Consider the following 18,516-nt stretch of genomic DNA (forward strand, 5'->3'; position numbering starts at 1 on the left):
TGCCGAACCCAGCTGGTCGAGCTGGAACGAGGCATGGATGCCTTCCGGGCAGCGGGCGTCCGGCTGTACGCACTGAGCTACGACGAGCCCGATGCGCTGGCCGACTACGCCAAGGCGCATCACACGACGTTCACGATGCTGTCGGATCCCGACAGCGAGGTGATCAGGTCGTTCGGGATCCTGAACACGCTGATCCCGCCCGATGATCACCCCTGGTACGGCCTTCCCTTTCCCGGTTCGTACGTCATCGATGCCGACGGGGTCATCGTGGCCAAGTTCTTCGAGCACAACTTCGCCGTGCGTTCGGGCCCCGAACAGCTGCTGGCGGCGGCGCTCGGTCAGGAGTTCGAGGTTGCGGACCCGTGCGGCGAAGCGTCTGCCGGCCGGGTCTCGGCGGACGTGCGGATCGATGGCGATCGGCTGCCGATGGGCGTCACCCGCCAGATCGTCGCCACGTTCCGGGTTCCCGAAGGGAAGCATCTGTACAGCGAGCCGGTGCCCGACGGGCTGGTGGCCGCAGCGATCGAGCTCGACGACAATGAGGGCATCCTGTCTTACGAGCCGGTGACGCCGCCCACTGCTCCCTTGACCCTCAGCGGTTCCGGCGAGACGCTGCAGGTGTACGAGGGGGATGTGGTGCTGCGTCTGCCCGTGACGCAGAACGCACGGCACATGCAGAAGGACGACCAAGGCCGCTTCGTCACGATCAGCGGTCGGGTTCGCTGGCAGGCCTGCGACGACACCGAGTGTTTCCTTCCTGAATCCATGCCGTTCAGCTTCCGCGTGGAGGCCGGCTTCCCGGTGCTCGGCGACATGGGCCCCGGAGTGGGCCGAGTGCCGGCCATGAACGGCGCACAGCATTTCCAGCGACTGATTGACCGCCGCGCCGCGGACGACTCCGTCGTTGACGACCAATGACAGGAGAGTTCGATGTCCGATGAGAATCCCTTCAGCCGGGGCTGCGCTTGGGTTGGCGGCGAGTACGTGCCCATCCGTGACGCCAAGATCTCGCTGCTCGACGTGGGCTTCAGCCGCTCGGATGTGACCTACGACGTCGTCGCCGTGTGGAACGGCAAGTTCTTCCGGCTCGACGCGCACCTGGACCGGTTCGAGCACAGCATGAAGAGCCTCCAGATGAGCTTGGAGCTCGACCGTGAGCAGATTGCTGAGATCCTCACCGAGTGCGTGCGCAAGTCGGGACTGCGCGAGTCCTACGTCGACATGATCACGACGCGCGGTCAACCGAGCCGCGACAGCCGCAGCCCGTGGTCGTTCCAGAACCGGTTCTACGCCTATGCCATCCCGTACATCTGGATCGTCGAGCCCGACAAGCAGGAGGCGGGCTCGCACCTGATCATTGCCCAGGACACCGTGCGCATCCCGACGGCATCGGTGGACCCGACGGTCAAGAACTTCCACTGGGGCGACCTGACCCGCGGCGCTTTCGAGGCCCACGAACGCGGCGGCAGCGTGGTCGTGCTGCCCGATCTCGACGGGAACCTCACCGAGGGTCCCGGCTTCAACCTCTTCCTCGTTGCCGATGGCCAGCTGTACACGCCCGACGCCGGGGTGCTGGAGGGCATCACTCGCCGGACGGTCCTCGACTTGGCCGCCGAACAGGGACTGACTGCCCATGTGGCCCCCGTCCCGGCCGCCGACGCCAGCCGGGCCAACGAAGCGTTCATGACCAGCACGGCGGGCGGAGTCATGCCGGTCACGACGATCGACGGCCGGCCGCTCGGCGACGGCACGCCCGGACCGATCACGATGCAGCTGCGGCAGGCCTACTGGGACGCCCACGACGACCCCCGCTGGACGACACCGATCGACTACTGACCGGACCGCGCAGTCAGACCGAGGGCGAGACTTCGAGTTCGGCATCCACAAGCGGTGCCGCGACGATCAGTCCTTCGTCTGTGACTGAAACTGAGGCGCCCTCAGGCCCGGTGATCTGCCATGACCCAGGCTCGGCACCCTTTACGCGGAATGTCGTGCGTTGCGTCGGGTCGGCATGAAGCGGCGCGAGGCTGAGCCGGAGCGTGTCGCCGATCCACTCGGCTTGCCGCATGCCGACGCGGGGAAAGTCGACACCCACCACTTGGGGACACCGCTCGGGGGGCGCCGCCGAGAGCGCCGTCCACCGTCCGGGCCCTGACGCCTCTGCGGCGGCCAGGAAGGCGTTGAACTGGCCGCGTGGGTGTTCCTCATCGAGTCCCATGCCCCAGGTGAACTCCCCCCGATTGTGGTCCCAGGTCGGCTCGTACGACACCTCGATGGCCGATGCCAGCCGTTCCTCCAGATCAGTCATCCCCCACTCGCGGGCCAGCACCAGTGACGACGGGAGCCCTCGACCGGCTATCACCGGCAGCTCGATGTCCTGATCGAAGCGAGCAGACCGGCATGCCGCGTCAAACAGACGCCGGGCCTCCTCGGGCCGCTGGGGAGCCACGTAGAACGATGTCGTCAAGGCAGCTCGCACCGGCAAGCGATGATCCGCGTCGACCAGAGGGTCGTAATAGAAGGTGGTGGTCGTGGGCTCGGCGTCGCCGACGAGATCCAGGTAGTGCTCGCGGGCGTACTCCCACCACGGGTCAAATGCCGCAGCGTGGTGGTCGGTGCCGTATCGGTTGTCGTGAAGCCTCAGACCGAGGCCAGCTCCGGACAGTCAGAATGGCCAGATCTTGGTGTTCTCTCAGTGGCAGCCGATCGGAGCGGCCAGCCACTGCTGTCGCAGGTGAGCAGCGATCTCCGAATGGGTCCACGTGAACGTGTGCTCGCCGTCGCGGATCATGTCGAACGGCTCGTTCCAGCGGCTTTCGGCGGCAATCATCTCGCGGATGCCCAGCAGCACCAGGAAGAAGCCCTTGTAGAAGAGCATCCCATCAGCGGCGACGGGATCCATCTGGACACCCCATGGCTCGATGCCGTTGGCAGTCCAGCCGGGCACGTCGTAGTCGCCCCACAGCTCTCGTGGGATGAAGGGCCGGTAGGCGTCGGGATACTTGGCCCGGTCAGGGTCTGGGCCGAATTGCGTCAGCCAGTCGGAGGCTGACCACCAGCCGGTGTGTCGTTCGATCAGCTGGTCCAGAATGGCCACGTAGCGCTCGGTCCATGCCGGGGTGCGGTGGGCCATCAGGCCGAGCGCGTACGACGAGTCGGTCAGGTCGAAGCGATGCCAACTGGCCATGGGCGGATCGGATCGGTCGTCCCAGTGCGGGTGCGGCTGGCCGCTGCGCGACCAGTCGTCAGGGGTGTGGGCCTTGCGGTCGAGGTAGCGAAGCCATCCCAGGCTTCGATCAGACAGCATCGGATCCCTTTCGACGACCGGTCCCGACGCTAGCCCTGGCGCGAATCCAGTGGCTGCGCGGCAACGACCTCACGCTCCGGCGAGCGAGACCACCTCGAACAGTGAGTCGTAGCCGGCCAGTCCCGGCGGATCGGTGCGCTGCGGCACCCGGAACAGGATGATCTCCGCTGTCAGGCCGCTGTAGTCGGAAATGCGGTCGGCGCATTGGGCGGGCGTCCCGGTAATGGTCATGGCGTCGACGACCTCGTCGGGCACCAGGCCGATCGCCTCCCGAATCTGGCCTTGAGGCATCAGCCGGGTTGCGGCGTCCGCAAACTCGTCGAAGCCGAGTTGGCGCAGCTGCGAGTCGTAGTACGGGTGCGGCACGGGGTGGAACAGCCCGCAGATGGTCGCCTTGGCGGCGTTGCGAGCGAGTTCTTCATCGTCATTGACGCTCACGAACGACCCCATCAGAAAGCCAACGCTGTCGGGATCCCGACCTGCCTCGCCGGCGGCCTGCTGTACGGCAGGCCTGACGATGTCGCGCATGAACTCAACCGAAGACATCACGCCGACGCCGACGCCGTCGGCCACCTCGCCCGCGAGGCGGACCATCTTGGGTCCAGAGGCCGACAGGTAGACGGGGATCGACGGCCGCGTCGGCTCCCAGGAGGCCCGCCAGCGGATGCGGTGATGATCGCCCTCGTAGCGCACCGGCTCCCCCGCCCGGCCGGCCACAGCGCTGCGCACGATTTGGATGTAGTCGCGCAGCTTGCCGAGCGGCCGGAAATCGTCGACGCCCATGTACCAGTCGTTGAAGTGGCGGTTGCCAGTGCCGAGGCCGAGCGTGAACCGCCCGCCGCTCATCTCGTCGAGATCCCGGGCCGCGATCGCGGTCAGCCACGGCTCGCGGGCGTAGGCGTTGGCGATGTAGGTGCCCACGGTGACCCGCTCGGTGGCAGCGATCACGGCAGCCGCGGACACGAAAGCACTACGGCCGGCCTCCACGGTGTACATCGACTCCATCCCCGCTGCCTCGCCTTCGCTGGCAAGTTCGACGAAGTCGGCCATCGAGTCCTCGAATCCAAGCAGCAGTCCGAGCGCGGGGTTCGACATGACTGGTTCCCTCCTGGGTACGACTTAGAAGATCTTGCCGACGAGGTCGGCTTTCTCGACGGCGTTCATGAGGTCGGCCCAGCCGTCATCGGCGGCTCGCACCCACTTGGTGAGATGCTCCATGCGCATCATCTCGGCGATGTCGGGATCTTCGGGATCCATGGCCACCAGCAGCTCGACGAACCGTTGGCTGTCAGTGTCGCTCAGGCTCGGGCCGGAGGTGAAGGCGCAGTGGCAGTACGGGCGTGTGCGCCACACCTCGACGACGTCGTCGGGCGCCAGCTCGTGGCGCCGCAGCAGGTAGCCGAGCCACGGCTCGAAGATGACGCCCGCGTCAGCTCGGCCGTCCATGACGGCGCCGAAGATCGTCCGGTCGTCCACCCACATCTGCAGGTTGGAGTACTCGGTGGCCTCGAGCTCGACGAGCTCGCAGTCTGTCCTGATGTCGAAGCCGTCTTCGGCAAGCTGAGCTGCCGGCAGAAGGCAGAGCTCGCTGGAGATGTCCACACCCAGGGCGAGACGCCGCCCGCGCAGGTCGTCGAGATCGGCAATGGCAGCGTCGGCTCGGGCCACGATCAGCGAGTGGACGTCCTCATCTGTGTCCCGCATCGCCAGCGTCCGGCATGTGCCCGGCGACCGCAGCAGCAATTGCGCGTGAGCCATCGGGGCGTTCCACGCGATGTCCACATGGCCGTCCAGCACCGCCGCGCACAGCGCGTCATAGGTGGAGTACAGCGCGTACTCCGTCTCGAGTCCGGCCTCGTTGAAGTACTTGCGGATGGCGTTCCAGATGAAGACGGCCCGTTTCGGGTCGGCCGCTGTAGCGCCGATCATGAGCGGCCGCGGGCGTTCTGTCATGGACTCATCCCCCGCCGCCCAACGTAGTGCCGCCCGAGGCGGCGGACTCAGGCGAGGTCGAACCGGTCGAGGTCCATGACCTTTGTCCATGCGGCCACAAAGTCGGCCACGAACTTGGCTTGGGCGTCGTCGGCGCCGTAGACCTCGGCGATCGCCCGCAGCTGCGAGTTGGAGCCGAAGACAAGGTCGACAGCGGTGGCTGTCCACTTGAGGTCGCCGGTGCCGCGGTCACGGCCTTCGTAGGTGTGCTCGGTGTCGGACACCTGCCACTCGGTGCCCATGTCGAGCAGGTTCACGAAGAAGTCGTTGGTCAGCGCTCCGGCACGATCGGTGAGCACGCCCAGCGACGAACCGCCGGTGTTGGCGCCGAGCACTCGCAGGCCGCCGACCAGCACCGTCATCTCCGGCGCCGTCAGCGACAGCAGGCTCGACCGATCCACCAGCATCACCTCTGGCCGGCGCTTGTCGGCGTCCCGCCAGTAGTTGCGGAACCCGTCAGCAGTGGGCTCGAGCACCGCGAAGGACTCTGCATCGGTCTGGTCTGCCGAGGCATCGGTGCGGCCCGGCGAGAATGGCACCACGATGTCGTGGCCGGCGGCGCGTGCCGCCTGCTCGACGCCAGCGCACCCGCCGAGGACGATCAGGTCTGCCATAGACACTCGCTTCGAGCCGTTCTGTGCACTGTTGAACGCTGCCTGGACTCCTTCGAGCGCCGTGAGCACGGCCGCCAGCTCGGCCGGGTCGTTGGCCTCCCAGCCGTTCTGCGGCGCAAGCCGGAGACGCGCGCCGTTGGCGCCACCTCGCAGGTCGCTGTCGCGGAACGTGGACGCCGATGCCCAGGCCGCCTTCACCAGTTCGGAAACCGACAGACCCGATTCGAGAATCGCCGTCTTGAGCGCTGCGATGTCGGCGTCGTCGACCAGCTCGTGGTCGACTACGGGGACCGGGTCTTGCCAGATCAGCTGCTCGTCGGGGATTTCTGGCCCCAAGTAGCGCGAAACCGGTCCCATGTCGCGGTGGGTGAGCTTGAACCACGCCCGGGCGAATGCGTCCGCGAACTCGTCGGGATGCTCGAGGAACCGCCGCGAGATGGGCTCGTAGATGGGGTCCACCCGCAGCGACAGGTCGGTGGTGAGCATCACCGGCGCGTGGCGCTTGGACGGATCGTGCGGATCGGGAACGGTGCCTGCCGCATCGGGATCGGTCGGCACCCACTGGTAGGCGCCTGCGGGGCTCTGGGACAGTTCCCACTCGTAGCCGAACAGCACCTCGAAGAACGTGTTGTCCCACGTCACAGGCGTCGGCGTCCAGATGCCTTCGAGGCCGCTGGTGATCGAGTCGCCGGCCTTGCCGCTGCCGAACGTGCTCGTCCAGCCGAGGCCCTGCTCTTCGAGGCTTGCGCCTTCGGGTTCGGGGCCGACGTGGGCATCGCCATCAGCGGCGCCATGCGTCTTGCCGAAGGTGTGACCGCCGGCGATCAGTGCCACGGTCTCCTCGTCGTCCATGGCCATGCGGGCAAACGTCTCGCGGATGTCCCGTGCTGCTGCGAGCGGGTCAGGCGTGCCGTTCGGCCCCTCGGGATTCACATAGATCAGACCCATCTGCACGGCACCGAGCGGGTTGGCGAGGTCCCGGTCACCGCTGTAGCGCTCGTCGTCGAGCCACACGTTCTCGGGGCCCCAGTAGATGTCCTCCTCGGGCTCCCACACGTCCTCACGGCCCCCGCCGAAGCCGAAGGTCTTGAAGCCCATCGTCTCCAGCGCCACGTTGCCGGCCAGGATCATCAGGTCGGCCCAGGAGATCTTCCGGCCGTACTTCTGCTTGACGGGCCACAGCAGCCGGCGTGCCTTGTCGAGGTTGGCATTGTCGGGCCAGCTGTTGAGCGGCGCGAAGCGGTGGGTGCCCGAACCGCCGCCGCCCCGGCCATCGTGGATGCGGTAGGTGCCGGCGCTGTGCCATGCCATGCGGATCATCAGCGGCCCGTAGTGGCCGAAGTCGGCCGGCCACCAATCCTGCGAGTCGGTCATGACCTCGGCGAGGTCGGCCTTCACCGCAGCGAGATCGAGCGTCTTGAATTCAGCGGCGTAGTCGAAACCCTCGTCGGTCGGGTCGATCTTCGGCGAGTTCTTGTTGAGCGGGCGCAGGTTCAGCTGCTCGGGCCACCACTGCTGGTTCGCCAGCGAGCCCATGTTGGCCTGCTCGTGCAGCACTGGGCATCCGCCGGATGCCGGGGCTGATTCGGTTGCGGTCGTGTCGCTCATGGCTGCTCCTTGGCTGTTCGGTGAGCTGTTGTCGGGATTGCCTGGCATTCAGGACACATGCCCCAGTAGATGACCTCGGCCTCGTCGATCGTGAAGCCGTTGTCGTCGGCGGCCTCCAAGCAAGGCCGGTAGCCCACGGCGCAGTCGACGTCGACCATCCGGCCGCAGCCCCGGCACACCAGGTGGTGGTGGTTGTCGTCGACCCGGTCCTCGTATCGGGCCGCCGACCGTGCCGGCTGGATGCGCCGGATCAGACCCTCTTCGGTCAACATGGCCAAGGCGTCGAATACTGCCTGTCTGGATACTGACCCGATACTGGCACGCACATCGTCGACCAGATCGTCAGCAGTCGCATGCGGCCGCGTCGCCACGGCGTCGAATACAGCCAGCCGCTGTGCGGTCACCTGTATCCCGCGGTCTCGCAAGAGCTGCACAGTGTCCTGGGACATATCTGCATTCTATCTGATTTTAGACCTAATCCAAAATCAGTAATGCGCTTGAAACGCACGCCGTCATGACGGGCTCCCCGCACACTGCCGTCAAGCAGCGACATGTGCACTGCTGACTGGCCGCTACGCGTCTCGAACGACGTTGAGCTCTACGACTCGGCCATCGAGCAAGCGAATCGAGCGGTCTGCGAAGGCAGCGGCGCGAACATCGTGAGTTGCCATGACGATGGTGCGGCCACCATCAGCGAGAGACCGCAGTAGCCCGACAATCTCATCGGATCGCACGCTGTCCAAGAACGATGTCGGCTCGTCGGCAAGGAGCAGATGCGGTTCGTTGTAGAGCGCCCGAGCAACAGCGACGCGCTGAGCCTCTCCAGTCGAGAGTCGCGAGGCGACGGTGTTGCCGCGGTCCGAGAGCTTGACCGCGTTAAGCAGTTCGGCGGCCCGGGCCCGACCTTCGGCCATCGTTCGGCCGTCGAGCAACAGTGAGATCGCCACGTTCTCCCACGTCGTCAGCGTCGGGACCAGTTCGACGATCGGTAAGACGACGCCGATCCTGCTGCGACGCAGCAGCGTTCGCTCGTTGTCGGTCAGAGTGGCGAGGTCGACGCCGCCGAAGCGGATCGTGCCCGCCGTCGGCGTGTCAAGACCGCCCAACAGATGGATCAGGGTGGATTTGCCACACCCACTCGGCCCCTGGATGGCGACGAATTCGCCGGGAGCGATGCTGACCGACACATCATCAAGGGCGGTGACCATCCCGTCCGTGCCGAAGACTCGGGTGACTCCGACAGCCTCGACAACCGGCATCACTGGGTGAGTGCACTTCGGAGCTCACCAAGCCGCTGGGCCGTGTGGTCCATCCAACGCAGGTCTGCCTCAAGGTGAAACAGGGCGTAGTCGAGCAACGCTCGGTCGTGCTCGTCAGCAATCTCCTTGGCTTTGGTGAGCTCCCGCATCCGGTCGGCATGCCGCTCGCGCTGTGCCTCGATGATCTGGCCCGCATCCCTTCCCGACAGCAATGCCAGCGTCACCTTCAGAAACAGTGCACTGTCGATGGGCGACTGGGCAGGCTCCGGTTCGCCATACCAGCGCTCCAGGTCAGTGACACCCTCAGCGGTGATCGAGTACGTCTTGCGTTCGGGTCCCTGACCGGGAGCCGTCTCGGCAAGCTCGACGAGACCATCGCGCTCAAGCCGAGACAGTGTCGCGTAGATCTGACCGAACCGCAGCGGTCGCATCCCTGAGAACAAGGTGTCGTACGAGCGCTTCAGGTCGTAGCCATGTCGAGGAGTGACTTCCATGAACCCGAGGAGGGCGTGCTGCACGCTCACGACACGAGTGTGGCACAAGTTCATCGTCTATACACACGCACGGTATACACACATAGAATAGATGCCGATGAACCTCCACGCCACGAACCTGAGACGTGTCCACCAACGCGGCTCCCACGACATCGTCGCCCTCGACGACGTGTCGCTCGACATCCGCCCGGGTGAGTTCCTCACCGTGACCGGACCCAGCGGCTCCGGCAAGTCAACGTTGCTCCACCTCCTCGGGCTCATCGACTCCCCCACGGCCGGGACGCTGCGCATCGACGGCGTCGACACCGCCACGCTGTCCGATGACGAGCGCTCTGGATTCCGCCGCCGCGTGTTCGGATTCGTGTTCCAGTCATTCCTGCTCTTGCCGGGCTTGTCCGCCTGGGAAAACGTCGCCACCGCCGAGTTGTTGGACGGACGGCCGCTTCGCACACAGCGCGCAAGGGCATTGGCGCTGCTCGACGAGGTCGGTCTGGCCGATCGGTGGGACCATCCGCCTGACGAATTGTCGGGCGGCGAACAGCAGCGCGTCGCCATCGCCCGCTCGCTCATGCCGGACCCCCAGGTGGTCTTCGCCGACGAGCCGACCGGGGCGCTCGATCAATCCAATTCAGCAAGCATCCTGTCGCTGCTGCGGAGCCTCACCGTCGACCGGGGGCGAAGCCTCGTGGTCGTTACTCATGAACCGGCCATAGCAACGAGCGCCGAAGCCAGGGTCCTCAACCTGCGTGACGGCCGCATCGCTGAGGGCCCGGTGCCCGCATGAGGTTGGACCGATTCCGACTGCTTCACCTTCGTCGCCTTCGGGATCACCGCATGCGCACGGCAGTATCGATCTTGGGGATCGCCTCGGGCGTCGGCCTCATCGTTGGGATGTCGTCGCTGCTGACTTCTGCGACCGCAACGGCCGATGCCACGGTGGCGTTGCTCGGCGGAGCGCGATACGAAGTCACCGTTGCCTCCGCGGAGCTCGACGCTGCCCGAACGGCGATCGCCAACGTGGAGCAAGTCAGCGGCGTTCGCCGCTTCGTCGAAACACCCGTGATGGTCGGCGACGTACAGGCATGGCTGCTCGCGCTGGAAGACGGTGACGGTCTCACGACTCGGCCTGCACAAGCGCTGGCCGCTACTACCGGCATCCGAACTGGGTCGGAGTTGCCGCCCTCAGGTCGTCACGTGTTCACCGGACCCGCGGGTGAATCCGCTGTCGGTGAGATCGCCGGCCGAGCCGACCCCAGCCTGCGAGACCGCTATGGCGGGCGCGTGGCAGTCGCCGACCTCGAGACAGCGCTCGGTCTCCGTGGACGCACCGGCACCGACACGTTGCTCGTCTACGGGCGGCCTGACCCGGCCGCCCTCGCGATCGCCGCAGGAGATGCGCACATCCGTGCGGCAGCCAACCGGGTCACCCAAGCCCGAAACACCATCGGCGTCTTGTTCACCCTGCTCTCGATCTTGGGAGCCATGGGACTCGTTGTGGGGGGATTCCTCCTGTTCAACACGATGAACATGACCGTTCTCGACCGGCGCCACGAAATCGCTTCGCTGCGAGCGCTCGGTGGCAGCCGCCAAACGATCCTCAGCGGCGTGCTCGCCGAAGCCGCAGCGCTCGGGGCTGTGGGCTCTGCGCTTGGCCTGGTGCTGGGAGCGGCCATGGCTAGCTCCGTGATCGCCACGGTGCCCGACGCATTCGCCCGCGCCATCGGAACACCCCTGCAGACCTCGGTGCCAGCAACGCTGCTCGTCATCGCATGGTTTGTGGGCGTCGCCACTGCCATGGCATCAGCTGTCGTTCCGGCTCGGCGAGCGCTTCGCATCGAGCCGCTCGAAGCGCTCCGCCCCGAAGTGCGACCCGCTGAGCATCATGTCGCCCGTCGTTGGTGGCTCATCGCTGTCGGCTGTCTTCTCCACGTGATCCCGAGTGGCCGGCTGGCGTTCGCGGCGTCCATGGCAGGGCTCCTGTGCATCACCGCGGGCGCCGCGCCGTTCATCACGGGGATGGCGGTTCGCGTCGCTGGGAGACTTGGCGCGAGCGGTGAGCGCGCAGCCACGGCACTCAAACGATCCCCCCGGCGCGTGTGGGGCACAACTGCCGTGGTGATGGTCGCGGTCGCTATCGCCGTCACCACCACGGGCCTGGCAATCAACCTGCGCGACACCACCAACGAGAACCTGTCCACGACTCTGTACAGCGACTTCTGGATCGGCACGACCGGCGGCGACAACATCGCCCTCGTTGGCCTGCCAACGGAATGGAAGCCCGAGTTGGAGTCCGTCGATGGCGTGCGCTCGATCGCCGCTAGCACTTGGATCCCGACCGAGTCAGGGCCCCACATCGTCGGTGTCCATGGCGTCTATGGAGATAGCGCGTACGCCTACTCGCGACTCGCCCCCGCAGACGCACGCTCGGCGATGGCCTCAGGAGATGGGGCCATCGTGATCAAGCAAACCGCGCTCACGTTCGGCTACGAAGTCGGCGACATCATCGACGTCCCGGGCGCGACGCCTGCCCTGCAACTGCCAATCGTCGCGATCACCGATGCAATCGCCCCGGGCAGCGGCGGCATGATCAACATCTCCCACGATCTCTTCGCCGCTCACTACGGCAACGACAGCTTCGCCCGATATGAGATCCAACTGGAGACTGGCGCCGACCCGAATGCTGTCCGACAGCAACTCGACCAGATCACAGCGGGACACGGCGTGCAGATCTTCACTGGCGAGCAGTTCCTCGCAGATGCCCGCCAGTCTGCTGACCAGATCCTCGCCCTCATCGCAATGATGCTGCTGGTCATCGTCATTTGCGCCGCCATCGCGCTCCTCAACACACTGCTGGCGTCCACGCTTGAGCGCACCAACGAGTTCGCGGCGCTCAGAGCCATAGGCGCCACCAAACGGCGCATCGTCACCAGCGTCGCGGCCGAAGCACTTTCAATCGGCCTGACCGGAGCGCTGCTCGGCGCACTCGCCGGTTCTGCCTATCACGCCATTCTTGTGCGCACCCTGCGGGACATGACCGCGTTCGATGTCGACTACGCCTTCAGCCTCGTCGCCTTCGTCGCCGCCATCACGACCGGGCTCGCCATCGCCGCAGCGGGCGCAGTTCTTCCCTGCCGCCGGGCGAACCGTCTCGACATCCTCACTGCACTCGCCCGCTGAGCTGCGGACCGCGGCGCACTGCTCATCTGATGCGACGACATGCACACTGCTGACTGGCTGCGGCTGGGACAATGCACAAATGTCCGGTGTCATCGATGAGCTGCTGCGGCGAATCGCTGAATTCCATCGCAGCCGTCCGGTCGTCCCCGAGTATCCGATGGTTGCCACGGTGCTCGACGCGCTCGACGAAGCCCGCAGCCCGGCCGTGGTCGAAGTTCGCCGCTTGCCTGTGCTGCGGCATCTCGACGCTGTCGAGCTCTCCGGCGACGACGCCGTCGATGCCGTGCTCGAAGAGTTTCTCTCGCTCGCACCGGCACTGCCGTGGATCCAGACCGCCGGCTACCGCGGCGTGCTGAGCCAGGAATTCCACGACAACTACGGCTACGTGCAATTGATCGGTCCCAACTCGATTGTCGAGCACCAATCGGTGCGAGTCGGCGTCGCGGTGTGGGGTCCGAACTTGCACTACCCCAGTCACCATCACGAGGCCGAAGAGCTGTACCACGTGCTTGCGGGCCAGCCGTCGTTCAGCAGCGAGGGTGTGTGTCGCATCACCAAGCCTGGCGATGCCGTGCATCACGAGCCCTGGCAGCCGCACCAGCAGGATTTCGGCGCAACCCCGACGGTGCTCCTCTACTGCTGGGCGGGCGCCGTGGTGGCCGACGCCACGCTGACCTAAGGCGAATCCCGCCTCAGGCCTCGGCGACTGCCTTGAGGTTCTCCAGCGACTGGGCGATGTTCTGCACCAGGAGGCTGTGGCGGTTCATCTTCTGGAAGAACTCCTGGTCGAGGATCGGCGAGTCGAAGCTCTCGGTGACCCGGCAACCCCCCTCAGTCGCGTCGATCTCATAGCGCCATAGCGTGCGGCGACCGTCCTGAGCAGGCACCTCAAAGGCCCATTCCCGACCGGGTTCGGCTGCCACGACGACACAGCCGGCATCCCACTTCATGTCGCCGGCCTGGTTGTAGCCCCGGAACTTCGCGCCGACCTCAGGACCCGTCGAGCCGTCCTCCCACTCGGACTTGTAGCACTCAGGGCTGAACTCGCTGACACGAGACAGATCCGTCAAGATCCCGTACACGGTCTCTGCACTGGCCGCAATGTCGATGCTGGTACTGGCGGCGGTCTCAACCATCAGGTGCTCTCCTGTCGCGTCGTTGCCTGTCGTCGGATCAGGTTCGCCAATCAGACCAGCGAGATCGTACCGACACCCGCCCCAAGGAATTTCATTCGACTTCCGTCGAGGCCGACTGGCACCATTTCAAGCCCGGTCGACAAGGGTCAACGACGGCCCGCCTCCACGGGCGCGCAATCTCAACCCGAGAGCATCGAGAGGATGTCCCGCCATGAGCACAGCCGGACCACTCTCAGGCCGCGTCGCATTGGTCACGGGCGTGTCCCGCGATGCAGGCATCGCGGCCGCCCTCGCACGACGGCTGCACGACCTCGGCGCCACTGTGGACGCGACCGGGTGGCCGGCGCACGACGCCGAGAGGCCTTGGGGTGAGCGATCGCTCTCTCGGATGCCGTTCGCCGTCCGTCGCCACGATCTGGAGCAAGCCGAGACCGTCAGTTCCTTGGTCGATGAAGTCATCGACCGGCAGGGACAGTTGGACATCGTCATCGCTGCCCATGCGCGCAGCTCGTTGCAATCACTCTCAGATGTCGACGCGGCGGAGCTGGACCGCTGCTGGGCCGTCAACGTGCGCAGCATCGTCGTACTCGCCCAGCGATTCGCACAGGTTCACCAGACGGTTCCGCCTCCGGCGCCTCCAGTCGGACGGATGATCTGGTTCACCAGCGGCCAGCACTTGGCGCCTATGGACGACGAGATCGCTTACGCCGTGTCCAAGGGAGCGCTGCACCAGATGACGGCTTCGATCAACCACGCACTCGCAGCTTCACGGATCGTGGTCAACTGCATCAACCCGGGTCCCGTAGACACCGGTTACGCCACAATCGGCATGTATCGAGGAGTGCGTCAGCGATTTCCCGATCAGCGGTGGGGCGCCCCCGATGACATCGCCAACCTCGTCGAATTCTTGGTAACCGAAAGCGGCGCCTGGATCAGAGGCCAGGTCATCGATGCCGAGGGAGGCTTCGACCGATCATGAGGTGGCGGAAGGCTCGGCCCGGAAGGCTGCCCGGTATCGGCTGGGCGCAGTTCGAGTCTCGCGTTCGAAGTGATGCCGGAGGTTGGCGGCGCTGCCCAAACCCGAGCGCGCAGCAACGGCATCCATCCCGATCGATGTGCTCTCGAGGAGATCTTGGGCGCGCCGCACCCGGTGCAGTGTCAGCCATCGGTGAGGTGTCTGACCAGTGGCCTCCGCAAATCGTCGAGCAAAGGTACGAGGGCTCATATGGGCATGGGCAGCGAGATCTCTGACCGTGAGCGGCTCGTGCAGCCGACCGAGCGCCCAGTCCAGGGTTGTACTGAGCGCAACCTCGCGTCCTTCCGGGACGGGATGGGTAACGAACTGCGCCTGGCCGCCGTCGCGGTGTGGCGGAACGACGAGGCGCCGAGCCACCTGATTGGCAACAGTGGGTCCGTAGTCACGACGGATGAGGTGCAAGCCGGCGTCGATGCCCGCCGCGCTTCCCGCTGAGGTAAGAGTTGTGCCGTTGTCGATGTACAGCACATCAGGCTGCACGTCGATCAGCGGATAGTCGGCTTGGAGACGGTCGGCGTAGCGCCAGTGAGTGGTGGCTTGTCGGTGATCGAGCAGCCCTGTCGCTGCGAGAACAAACACGCCCGAGCAGATCGAGAACAGCCGCGCTCCCCCGTCGTGCGCAGCACGGAGTGCATCGACGAGCGCCCGCGGCGGGGGCTCAGCCGGATCGCGCCAGCCGGGGAGCACGACTGTGCCTGCCGCCTCGACTCGTCCCAGTTCGACAGGTGCTGTGACCGTTGCGCCGCCGAGCGTGCGCAATGGCCCGGCGTCAGCCGAGACGACCTCGAACTCGTACCAATCGGCCTCCAGCTCCGGTCGGGCCAGTCCGAAGAGCTCCGTTGCGACGCCGAATTCGAAGGCGCACAGCCCGTCATACGCAACGGCCACCACGCTGCGGTTCAACGGCGCGCTCATTGGCAGGAATTTAGCGAAGAGAGGCATTTCTGCCCACGATGAGTTGCCGCGTCTGAGGACACACTGTCCGGCCGGGCTGTACGAGAGGATCCAGATACCCCATGAGCATGACGACAACGAGCCACGTGACTGAGATTCCTACCGCTTCCCCGCAGGCCGCCGCAGAGCATTTCGAGCGCCTGCTCGCGTGCGAAACCGACTGCTGGGACGTGCACGAGTCAATGAAGCACGGCTCGCCGGACTTCGTCCTGCTCCACGTCAACGACGACCAGGCGGGCTTCGACGCTGGCCACATACGCGGTGCCGTCCACATGTACCACGCAACGATCACCGAGGAGGCCCTGGCGGCTTACCCGCCACAGACGCTGTTCGTCGTGTACTGCGCCGGACCCCACTGCAATGCTGCTGACAAGGCCGGCGCTCGGCTCGCACGCCTTGGCCGTCCGGTCAAGAAGATGATCGGCGGCAAGGCCGGCTGGCTCGAAGAAGGCTTCGACCTCGTCACCAGCTGAGCTCCTCAGCCAGCGAGCGGACAACTCAGCATCGCGGATCGGCCGCTCAGGCATCGAAGCTGCATGAGCGCCTGTGATACTTGCGCACGTGGCATATGGCAATGCTGCACGCGCGGGTGCCGTGCTTGCGTCGCTAACGCTCGCACTCGTCGCCGCGTGCAGCAGTCCCGAGGAAAACACCGGCCCAGTGACTTCGCCGCCGTCGCAGAGCGATGCAGCGACAGCGGCGGCGCCAACCGACTCGGCGGTTGCCGCGAACGACACTGCTGCCTCCGAAGCGCCCGAGTCGCCCTCGGCATCTGCGCAGTTGCTGATCGACAGATGGCACGCCGCTGTCTCGGCGTCGACCGGGGCGTGGCCTGGCTATGAACTCGCGGCCATACCAGCAGTGCTGGTCTCCGTTGACCGCGAGGGTGCCATCTCGGCCGTGGTGGCGTTCAACCACCCGAACCCGGATCCGCTGGGCAGCCCCATCCTGAGACAGGACGTCGGTGGCCACGAGGCCGCTGTCGTCGTGGAACCGACCGATCCCGATGCGCTGTTCGCAATGGCGCCATTCGACTTCTACGCCGACATCGGCGGCACCTCCACCTTCGTGCTGATCGGCCAGCAAGGCGACCCGGCCACTGAGCCGGACTCGCCAGCGTTCTCAGCACTGCTCGCACACGAGACATTCCATCGCTTCCAGTTCGACAACTGGTCCGAAGATGCAACCGTCCACAGCCTCGAGGGATACGACCTCTCCCAGGCAAGTCTCGAACTTGTGCTGCTGGAAGGACGCATCCTGATCAGCGCGCACGAAGCAGCCAGTGCAGCAGAAGCCGAACGCCTGGCCCGCCAGTTCACCGCCGTTCGCGCAGCCCGCCACGAGGCCAGCCCGAGCGTCGGCCTCGACGAGCAGCAGGAACGAATCGAAGGCTCGGCGCGCTACCTCGAGCATCTGATCGGGGACACTCTCGGCAGCACCTACGCCTCGGCGAATCATGCCGGAGAGCTCATGTTCTACGACGACCTGGACGCCGATGCCGCCGCACAACTCGACGGCATCACCTCGTTCTTCGGGTTCGGTCGCTTCTACAGCAGCGGTGCCACCTTGCTGGCCCTGGCCCAACGCCTCGGCACACCGATCGACGACATCGCCACCCGGCTGAGTGACCGCACGACTCCCGCCCAGATGCTGGAACAACTCGTCGAGCCGGTAGGCGAGATCGGCGACGCATTGGACGCTGCCTGGGCCGAGCACGACCCTGCACGCCGCCTACGGGAGACAGCGGCGGTTCTGGCGGAACGGGCGCTGCAGGAGGACAGCTCCGACTTCGCCACCGAGACCCCCATGGGCTCGTTCGAGGTCAGCGATGAGCAGATCGACTGCCTCGCCGACCACGGCATCGACATCACGGCGGACAACTTCACCATCCCCGACGACATCGCCCAAGTCTGCTTCAACGACGATCGCGGCGAATAGCTTCCAACGCGATTCAAACACGCATGTCGGCTCGCCGTTGCCAGCGAGCCAATCGTCACGCTCGCTTCATTCGCCGGCTGGAGTCAGATGGGGAAGGTCACTGCGGTGACGTCCTCGGACGCATCCCACACGCGCCACTGCAGCTGGGCGTCGCGGGAACGGTCGCTGGAACCCACGAGCACTGGATGGCCGCGCATCTCGAACCAGCCATCCGAGCCGTAGAACTCTCCTCCGGCAGCGGCTGGATCGGTGGCGGCCCGCAGCGTGGCGAGAGCACCCGTTGCAGCACTGTTGCGCAAGGGGCCAATCAACGGCTCAATGAATCGGATGCCCCGGAAGTGGCGCAGGATTTCTGTCTCGGCCCAGCCAGGATGAGCCGCCAGCGCCACGGCGGGCGAGCCAGCAACCTCCAGCCGACGCTGCAGCTCGTAGGTGAACAGCAGGTTCGCCAGCTTCGAACGACCGTAGGCGGCTGACTGGCTGCGACCCTGCTCTAGCCCGAAGCGGTCGAAGTCGATGCGGGCGCGATAGCGGTGCGCGTTGCTGCTGACCGTGACGATCCGTGATCCCGGAGTGCCGACAAGCCGATCCAGCAGCAAGCCCGTCAGCGCAAAGTGCCCAAGGTGATTCGTGCCGAACCGGATCTCAAACCCGTCCGTTGTCTGCCGGCGGGGTGTGTGAAAGACCCCTGCATTGTTCACGAGCAGGTCGATGCGTCCGTATCGCTCCCGGATGTCGGCGGCGGCGCTGCGCACCGAGTTCAGCAATGCCAAGTCGAGCTCCACCAGTTCCAGGTGAGCAGCTGGGTGGTTTGCCTCGATGTCGACAACCGCTGCTTCGCCCTTGGCGAGATCCCGCACTGCGAGCACCACGTGAGCACCCCGACCGGCCAACGCCCGGGCCGTTTCCAGCCCGTTCCCCGAATTGGCGCCGGTCACGATCGCCACGCGCCCGGACTGGTCGGGGATGTCTTCCTCTGTCCACTTGTTGACGGTCACTTA

At 65.8% G+C, this 18,516-nt stretch carries 18 protein-coding genes and 1 pseudogene; 8 read left to right on the forward strand and 11 right to left on the reverse strand.

Annotated features, from left to right (window positions below):
* Positions 1-6 precede the first annotated feature (6 nt).
* Together ACOGXE_RS01235 and ACOGXE_RS01240 are read left to right on the forward strand one after the other, a co-directional pair.
* A pseudogene (locus tag ACOGXE_RS01235) lies at positions 7-918 on the forward strand (redoxin domain-containing protein); the annotation flags it as partial.
* 12 nt (positions 919-930) lie between these two features.
* Positions 931-1,836 (forward strand): aminotransferase class IV, encoded by a 906-nt coding sequence (locus ACOGXE_RS01240; protein WP_419932145.1) that lies wholly within the window; start codon positions 931-933, stop codon positions 1,834-1,836.
* 13 nt (positions 1,837-1,849) lie between these two features.
* Here the strand turns inward: ACOGXE_RS01240 and ACOGXE_RS01245 are convergent, their stop codons facing one another.
* The 8 genes from ACOGXE_RS01245 to ACOGXE_RS01280 all read right to left on the reverse strand — a co-directional run bounded on the left by ACOGXE_RS01245 (position 1,850) and on the right by ACOGXE_RS01280 (position 9,304).
* Complete coding sequence (locus ACOGXE_RS01245; RefSeq protein WP_419932146.1) at positions 1,850-2,467, reverse strand: hypothetical protein; 618 nt, start codon at positions 2,465-2,467, stop codon at positions 1,850-1,852.
* 225 nt (positions 2,468-2,692) lie between these two features.
* Positions 2,693-3,307, reverse strand: coding sequence for a hypothetical protein (locus ACOGXE_RS01250; protein WP_419932147.1), 615 nt, complete (start codon positions 3,305-3,307; stop codon positions 2,693-2,695).
* A gap of 69 nt (positions 3,308-3,376) precedes the next feature.
* Positions 3,377-4,402 (reverse strand): LLM class flavin-dependent oxidoreductase, encoded by a 1,026-nt coding sequence (locus tag ACOGXE_RS01255; protein WP_419932148.1) that lies wholly within the window; start codon positions 4,400-4,402, stop codon positions 3,377-3,379.
* Positions 4,403-4,426: 24 nt separating this feature from the next.
* Entirely contained in the window at positions 4,427-5,260 is an 834-nt protein-coding gene (locus ACOGXE_RS01260) for a phosphate/phosphite/phosphonate ABC transporter substrate-binding protein (RefSeq protein ID WP_419932149.1), read from the reverse strand.
* 47 nt (positions 5,261-5,307) lie between these two features.
* Positions 5,308-7,521, reverse strand: coding sequence for a catalase/peroxidase HPI (gene katG, locus ACOGXE_RS01265; RefSeq protein ID WP_419932150.1), 2,214 nt, complete (start codon positions 7,519-7,521; stop codon positions 5,308-5,310).
* A complete protein-coding gene (locus ACOGXE_RS01270; RefSeq protein ID WP_419932151.1) occupies positions 7,518-7,970 on the reverse strand; it encodes a Fur family transcriptional regulator in 453 nt (150 codons plus the stop codon). The genes katG and ACOGXE_RS01270 overlap by 4 nt, the downstream gene beginning before the upstream one ends.
* A 123-nt stretch (positions 7,971-8,093) precedes the next feature.
* The gene (locus ACOGXE_RS01275; protein WP_419932152.1) at positions 8,094-8,780 is read right to left on the reverse strand and encodes an ABC transporter ATP-binding protein; all 687 of its coding nucleotides are present in this window, start codon (positions 8,778-8,780) and stop codon (positions 8,094-8,096) included.
* A complete protein-coding gene (locus ACOGXE_RS01280) occupies positions 8,780-9,304 on the reverse strand; it encodes a PadR family transcriptional regulator (protein WP_419932154.1) in 525 nt (174 codons plus the stop codon). The genes ACOGXE_RS01275 and ACOGXE_RS01280 overlap by 1 nt, the downstream gene beginning before the upstream one ends.
* Before the next feature lie 67 nt (positions 9,305-9,371).
* Between ACOGXE_RS01280 and ACOGXE_RS01285 the strand changes: the two genes are divergently transcribed.
* The 3 genes from ACOGXE_RS01285 to ACOGXE_RS01295 all read left to right on the forward strand — a co-directional run bounded on the left by ACOGXE_RS01285 (position 9,372) and on the right by ACOGXE_RS01295 (position 13,130).
* Positions 9,372-10,058 (forward strand): ABC transporter ATP-binding protein, encoded by a 687-nt coding sequence (locus ACOGXE_RS01285; protein WP_419932155.1) that lies wholly within the window; start codon positions 9,372-9,374, stop codon positions 10,056-10,058.
* A 50-nt stretch (positions 10,059-10,108) separates the two neighbouring features.
* Complete coding sequence (locus ACOGXE_RS01290; RefSeq protein ID WP_419932156.1) at positions 10,109-12,451, forward strand: FtsX-like permease family protein; 2,343 nt, start codon at positions 10,109-10,111, stop codon at positions 12,449-12,451.
* A 79-nt stretch (positions 12,452-12,530) separates the two neighbouring features.
* A complete protein-coding gene (locus ACOGXE_RS01295) occupies positions 12,531-13,130 on the forward strand; it encodes a dimethylsulfonioproprionate lyase family protein (protein ID WP_419932157.1) in 600 nt (199 codons plus the stop codon).
* A gap of 13 nt (positions 13,131-13,143) precedes the next feature.
* Here ACOGXE_RS01295 and ACOGXE_RS01300 read toward each other — a convergent pair whose 3' ends face one another.
* Entirely contained in the window at positions 13,144-13,587 is a 444-nt protein-coding gene (locus ACOGXE_RS01300; RefSeq protein ID WP_419932158.1) for an SRPBCC family protein, read from the reverse strand.
* Positions 13,588-13,798: 211 nt separating this feature from the next.
* Here ACOGXE_RS01300 and ACOGXE_RS01305 point away from each other — a divergent pair, with 211 nt between their 5' ends.
* Positions 13,799-14,566, forward strand: a complete 768-nt coding sequence (locus ACOGXE_RS01305; protein ID WP_419932159.1) for an SDR family oxidoreductase — start codon at positions 13,799-13,801, stop codon at positions 14,564-14,566.
* On the opposite strand, the gene ftrA is transcribed toward ACOGXE_RS01305, so the two are convergent.
* Positions 14,561-15,538, reverse strand: coding sequence for a transcriptional regulator FtrA (ftrA, locus tag ACOGXE_RS01310; protein ID WP_419932160.1), 978 nt, complete (start codon positions 15,536-15,538; stop codon positions 14,561-14,563). The genes ACOGXE_RS01305 and ftrA overlap by 6 nt on opposite strands.
* A 101-nt stretch (positions 15,539-15,639) precedes the next feature.
* Here ftrA and ACOGXE_RS01315 point away from each other — a divergent pair, with 101 nt between their 5' ends.
* Both ACOGXE_RS01315 and ACOGXE_RS01320 read left to right on the forward strand, forming a co-directional pair.
* Positions 15,640-16,050 (forward strand): rhodanese-like domain-containing protein, encoded by a 411-nt coding sequence (locus ACOGXE_RS01315; protein WP_419932161.1) that lies wholly within the window; start codon positions 15,640-15,642, stop codon positions 16,048-16,050.
* A gap of 88 nt (positions 16,051-16,138) precedes the next feature.
* Positions 16,139-17,515, forward strand: a complete 1,377-nt coding sequence (locus ACOGXE_RS01320; protein ID WP_419932162.1) for a hypothetical protein — start codon at positions 16,139-16,141, stop codon at positions 17,513-17,515.
* An 83-nt stretch (positions 17,516-17,598) separates the two neighbouring features.
* On the opposite strand, the gene ACOGXE_RS01325 is transcribed toward ACOGXE_RS01320, so the two are convergent.
* The gene (locus ACOGXE_RS01325; RefSeq protein ID WP_419932163.1) at positions 17,599-18,513 is read right to left on the reverse strand and encodes an oxidoreductase; all 915 of its coding nucleotides are present in this window, start codon (positions 18,511-18,513) and stop codon (positions 17,599-17,601) included.
* Between the last annotated feature and the right edge of the window lie 3 nt (positions 18,514-18,516).

The organism is Candidatus Poriferisodalis sp., from assembly GCF_965208555.1.
GTDB lineage: Bacteria > Actinomycetota > Acidimicrobiia > Acidimicrobiales > Poriferisodalaceae > Poriferisodalis.

Bases quoted from the DNA above. Each gene is read 5' to 3' on its own strand.
- ACOGXE_RS01240 (WP_419932145.1), top strand. From the start codon at position 931: ATGTCCGATGAGAATCCCTTCAGCCGGGGCTGCGCTTGGGTTGGCGGC.
- ACOGXE_RS01250 (WP_419932147.1), bottom strand. From the start codon at position 3,307: ATGCTGTCTGATCGAAGCCTGGGATGGCTTCGCTACCTCGACCGCAAG.
- ACOGXE_RS01255 (WP_419932148.1), bottom strand. From the start codon at position 4,402: ATGTCGAACCCCGCGCTCGGACTGCTGCTTGGATTCGAGGACTCGATG.
- ACOGXE_RS01260 (WP_419932149.1), bottom strand. From the start codon at position 5,260: ATGACAGAACGCCCGCGGCCGCTCATGATCGGCGCTACAGCGGCCGAC.
- katG (WP_419932150.1), bottom strand. From the start codon at position 7,521: ATGAGCGACACGACCGCAACCGAATCAGCCCCGGCATCCGGCGGATGC.
- ACOGXE_RS01270 (WP_419932151.1), bottom strand. From the start codon at position 7,970: ATGTCCCAGGACACTGTGCAGCTCTTGCGAGACCGCGGGATACAGGTG.
- ACOGXE_RS01275 (WP_419932152.1), bottom strand. From the start codon at position 8,780: ATGCCGGTTGTCGAGGCTGTCGGAGTCACCCGAGTCTTCGGCACGGAC.
- ACOGXE_RS01285 (WP_419932155.1), top strand. From the start codon at position 9,372: ATGAACCTCCACGCCACGAACCTGAGACGTGTCCACCAACGCGGCTCC.
- ACOGXE_RS01290 (WP_419932156.1), top strand. From the start codon at position 10,109: ATGCGCACGGCAGTATCGATCTTGGGGATCGCCTCGGGCGTCGGCCTC.
- ACOGXE_RS01295 (WP_419932157.1), top strand. From the start codon at position 12,531: ATGTCCGGTGTCATCGATGAGCTGCTGCGGCGAATCGCTGAATTCCAT.
- ACOGXE_RS01300 (WP_419932158.1), bottom strand. From the start codon at position 13,587: ATGGTTGAGACCGCCGCCAGTACCAGCATCGACATTGCGGCCAGTGCA.
- ACOGXE_RS01305 (WP_419932159.1), top strand. From the start codon at position 13,799: ATGAGCACAGCCGGACCACTCTCAGGCCGCGTCGCATTGGTCACGGGC.
- ftrA (WP_419932160.1), bottom strand. From the start codon at position 15,538: ATGAGCGCGCCGTTGAACCGCAGCGTGGTGGCCGTTGCGTATGACGGG.
- ACOGXE_RS01315 (WP_419932161.1), top strand. From the start codon at position 15,640: ATGAGCATGACGACAACGAGCCACGTGACTGAGATTCCTACCGCTTCC.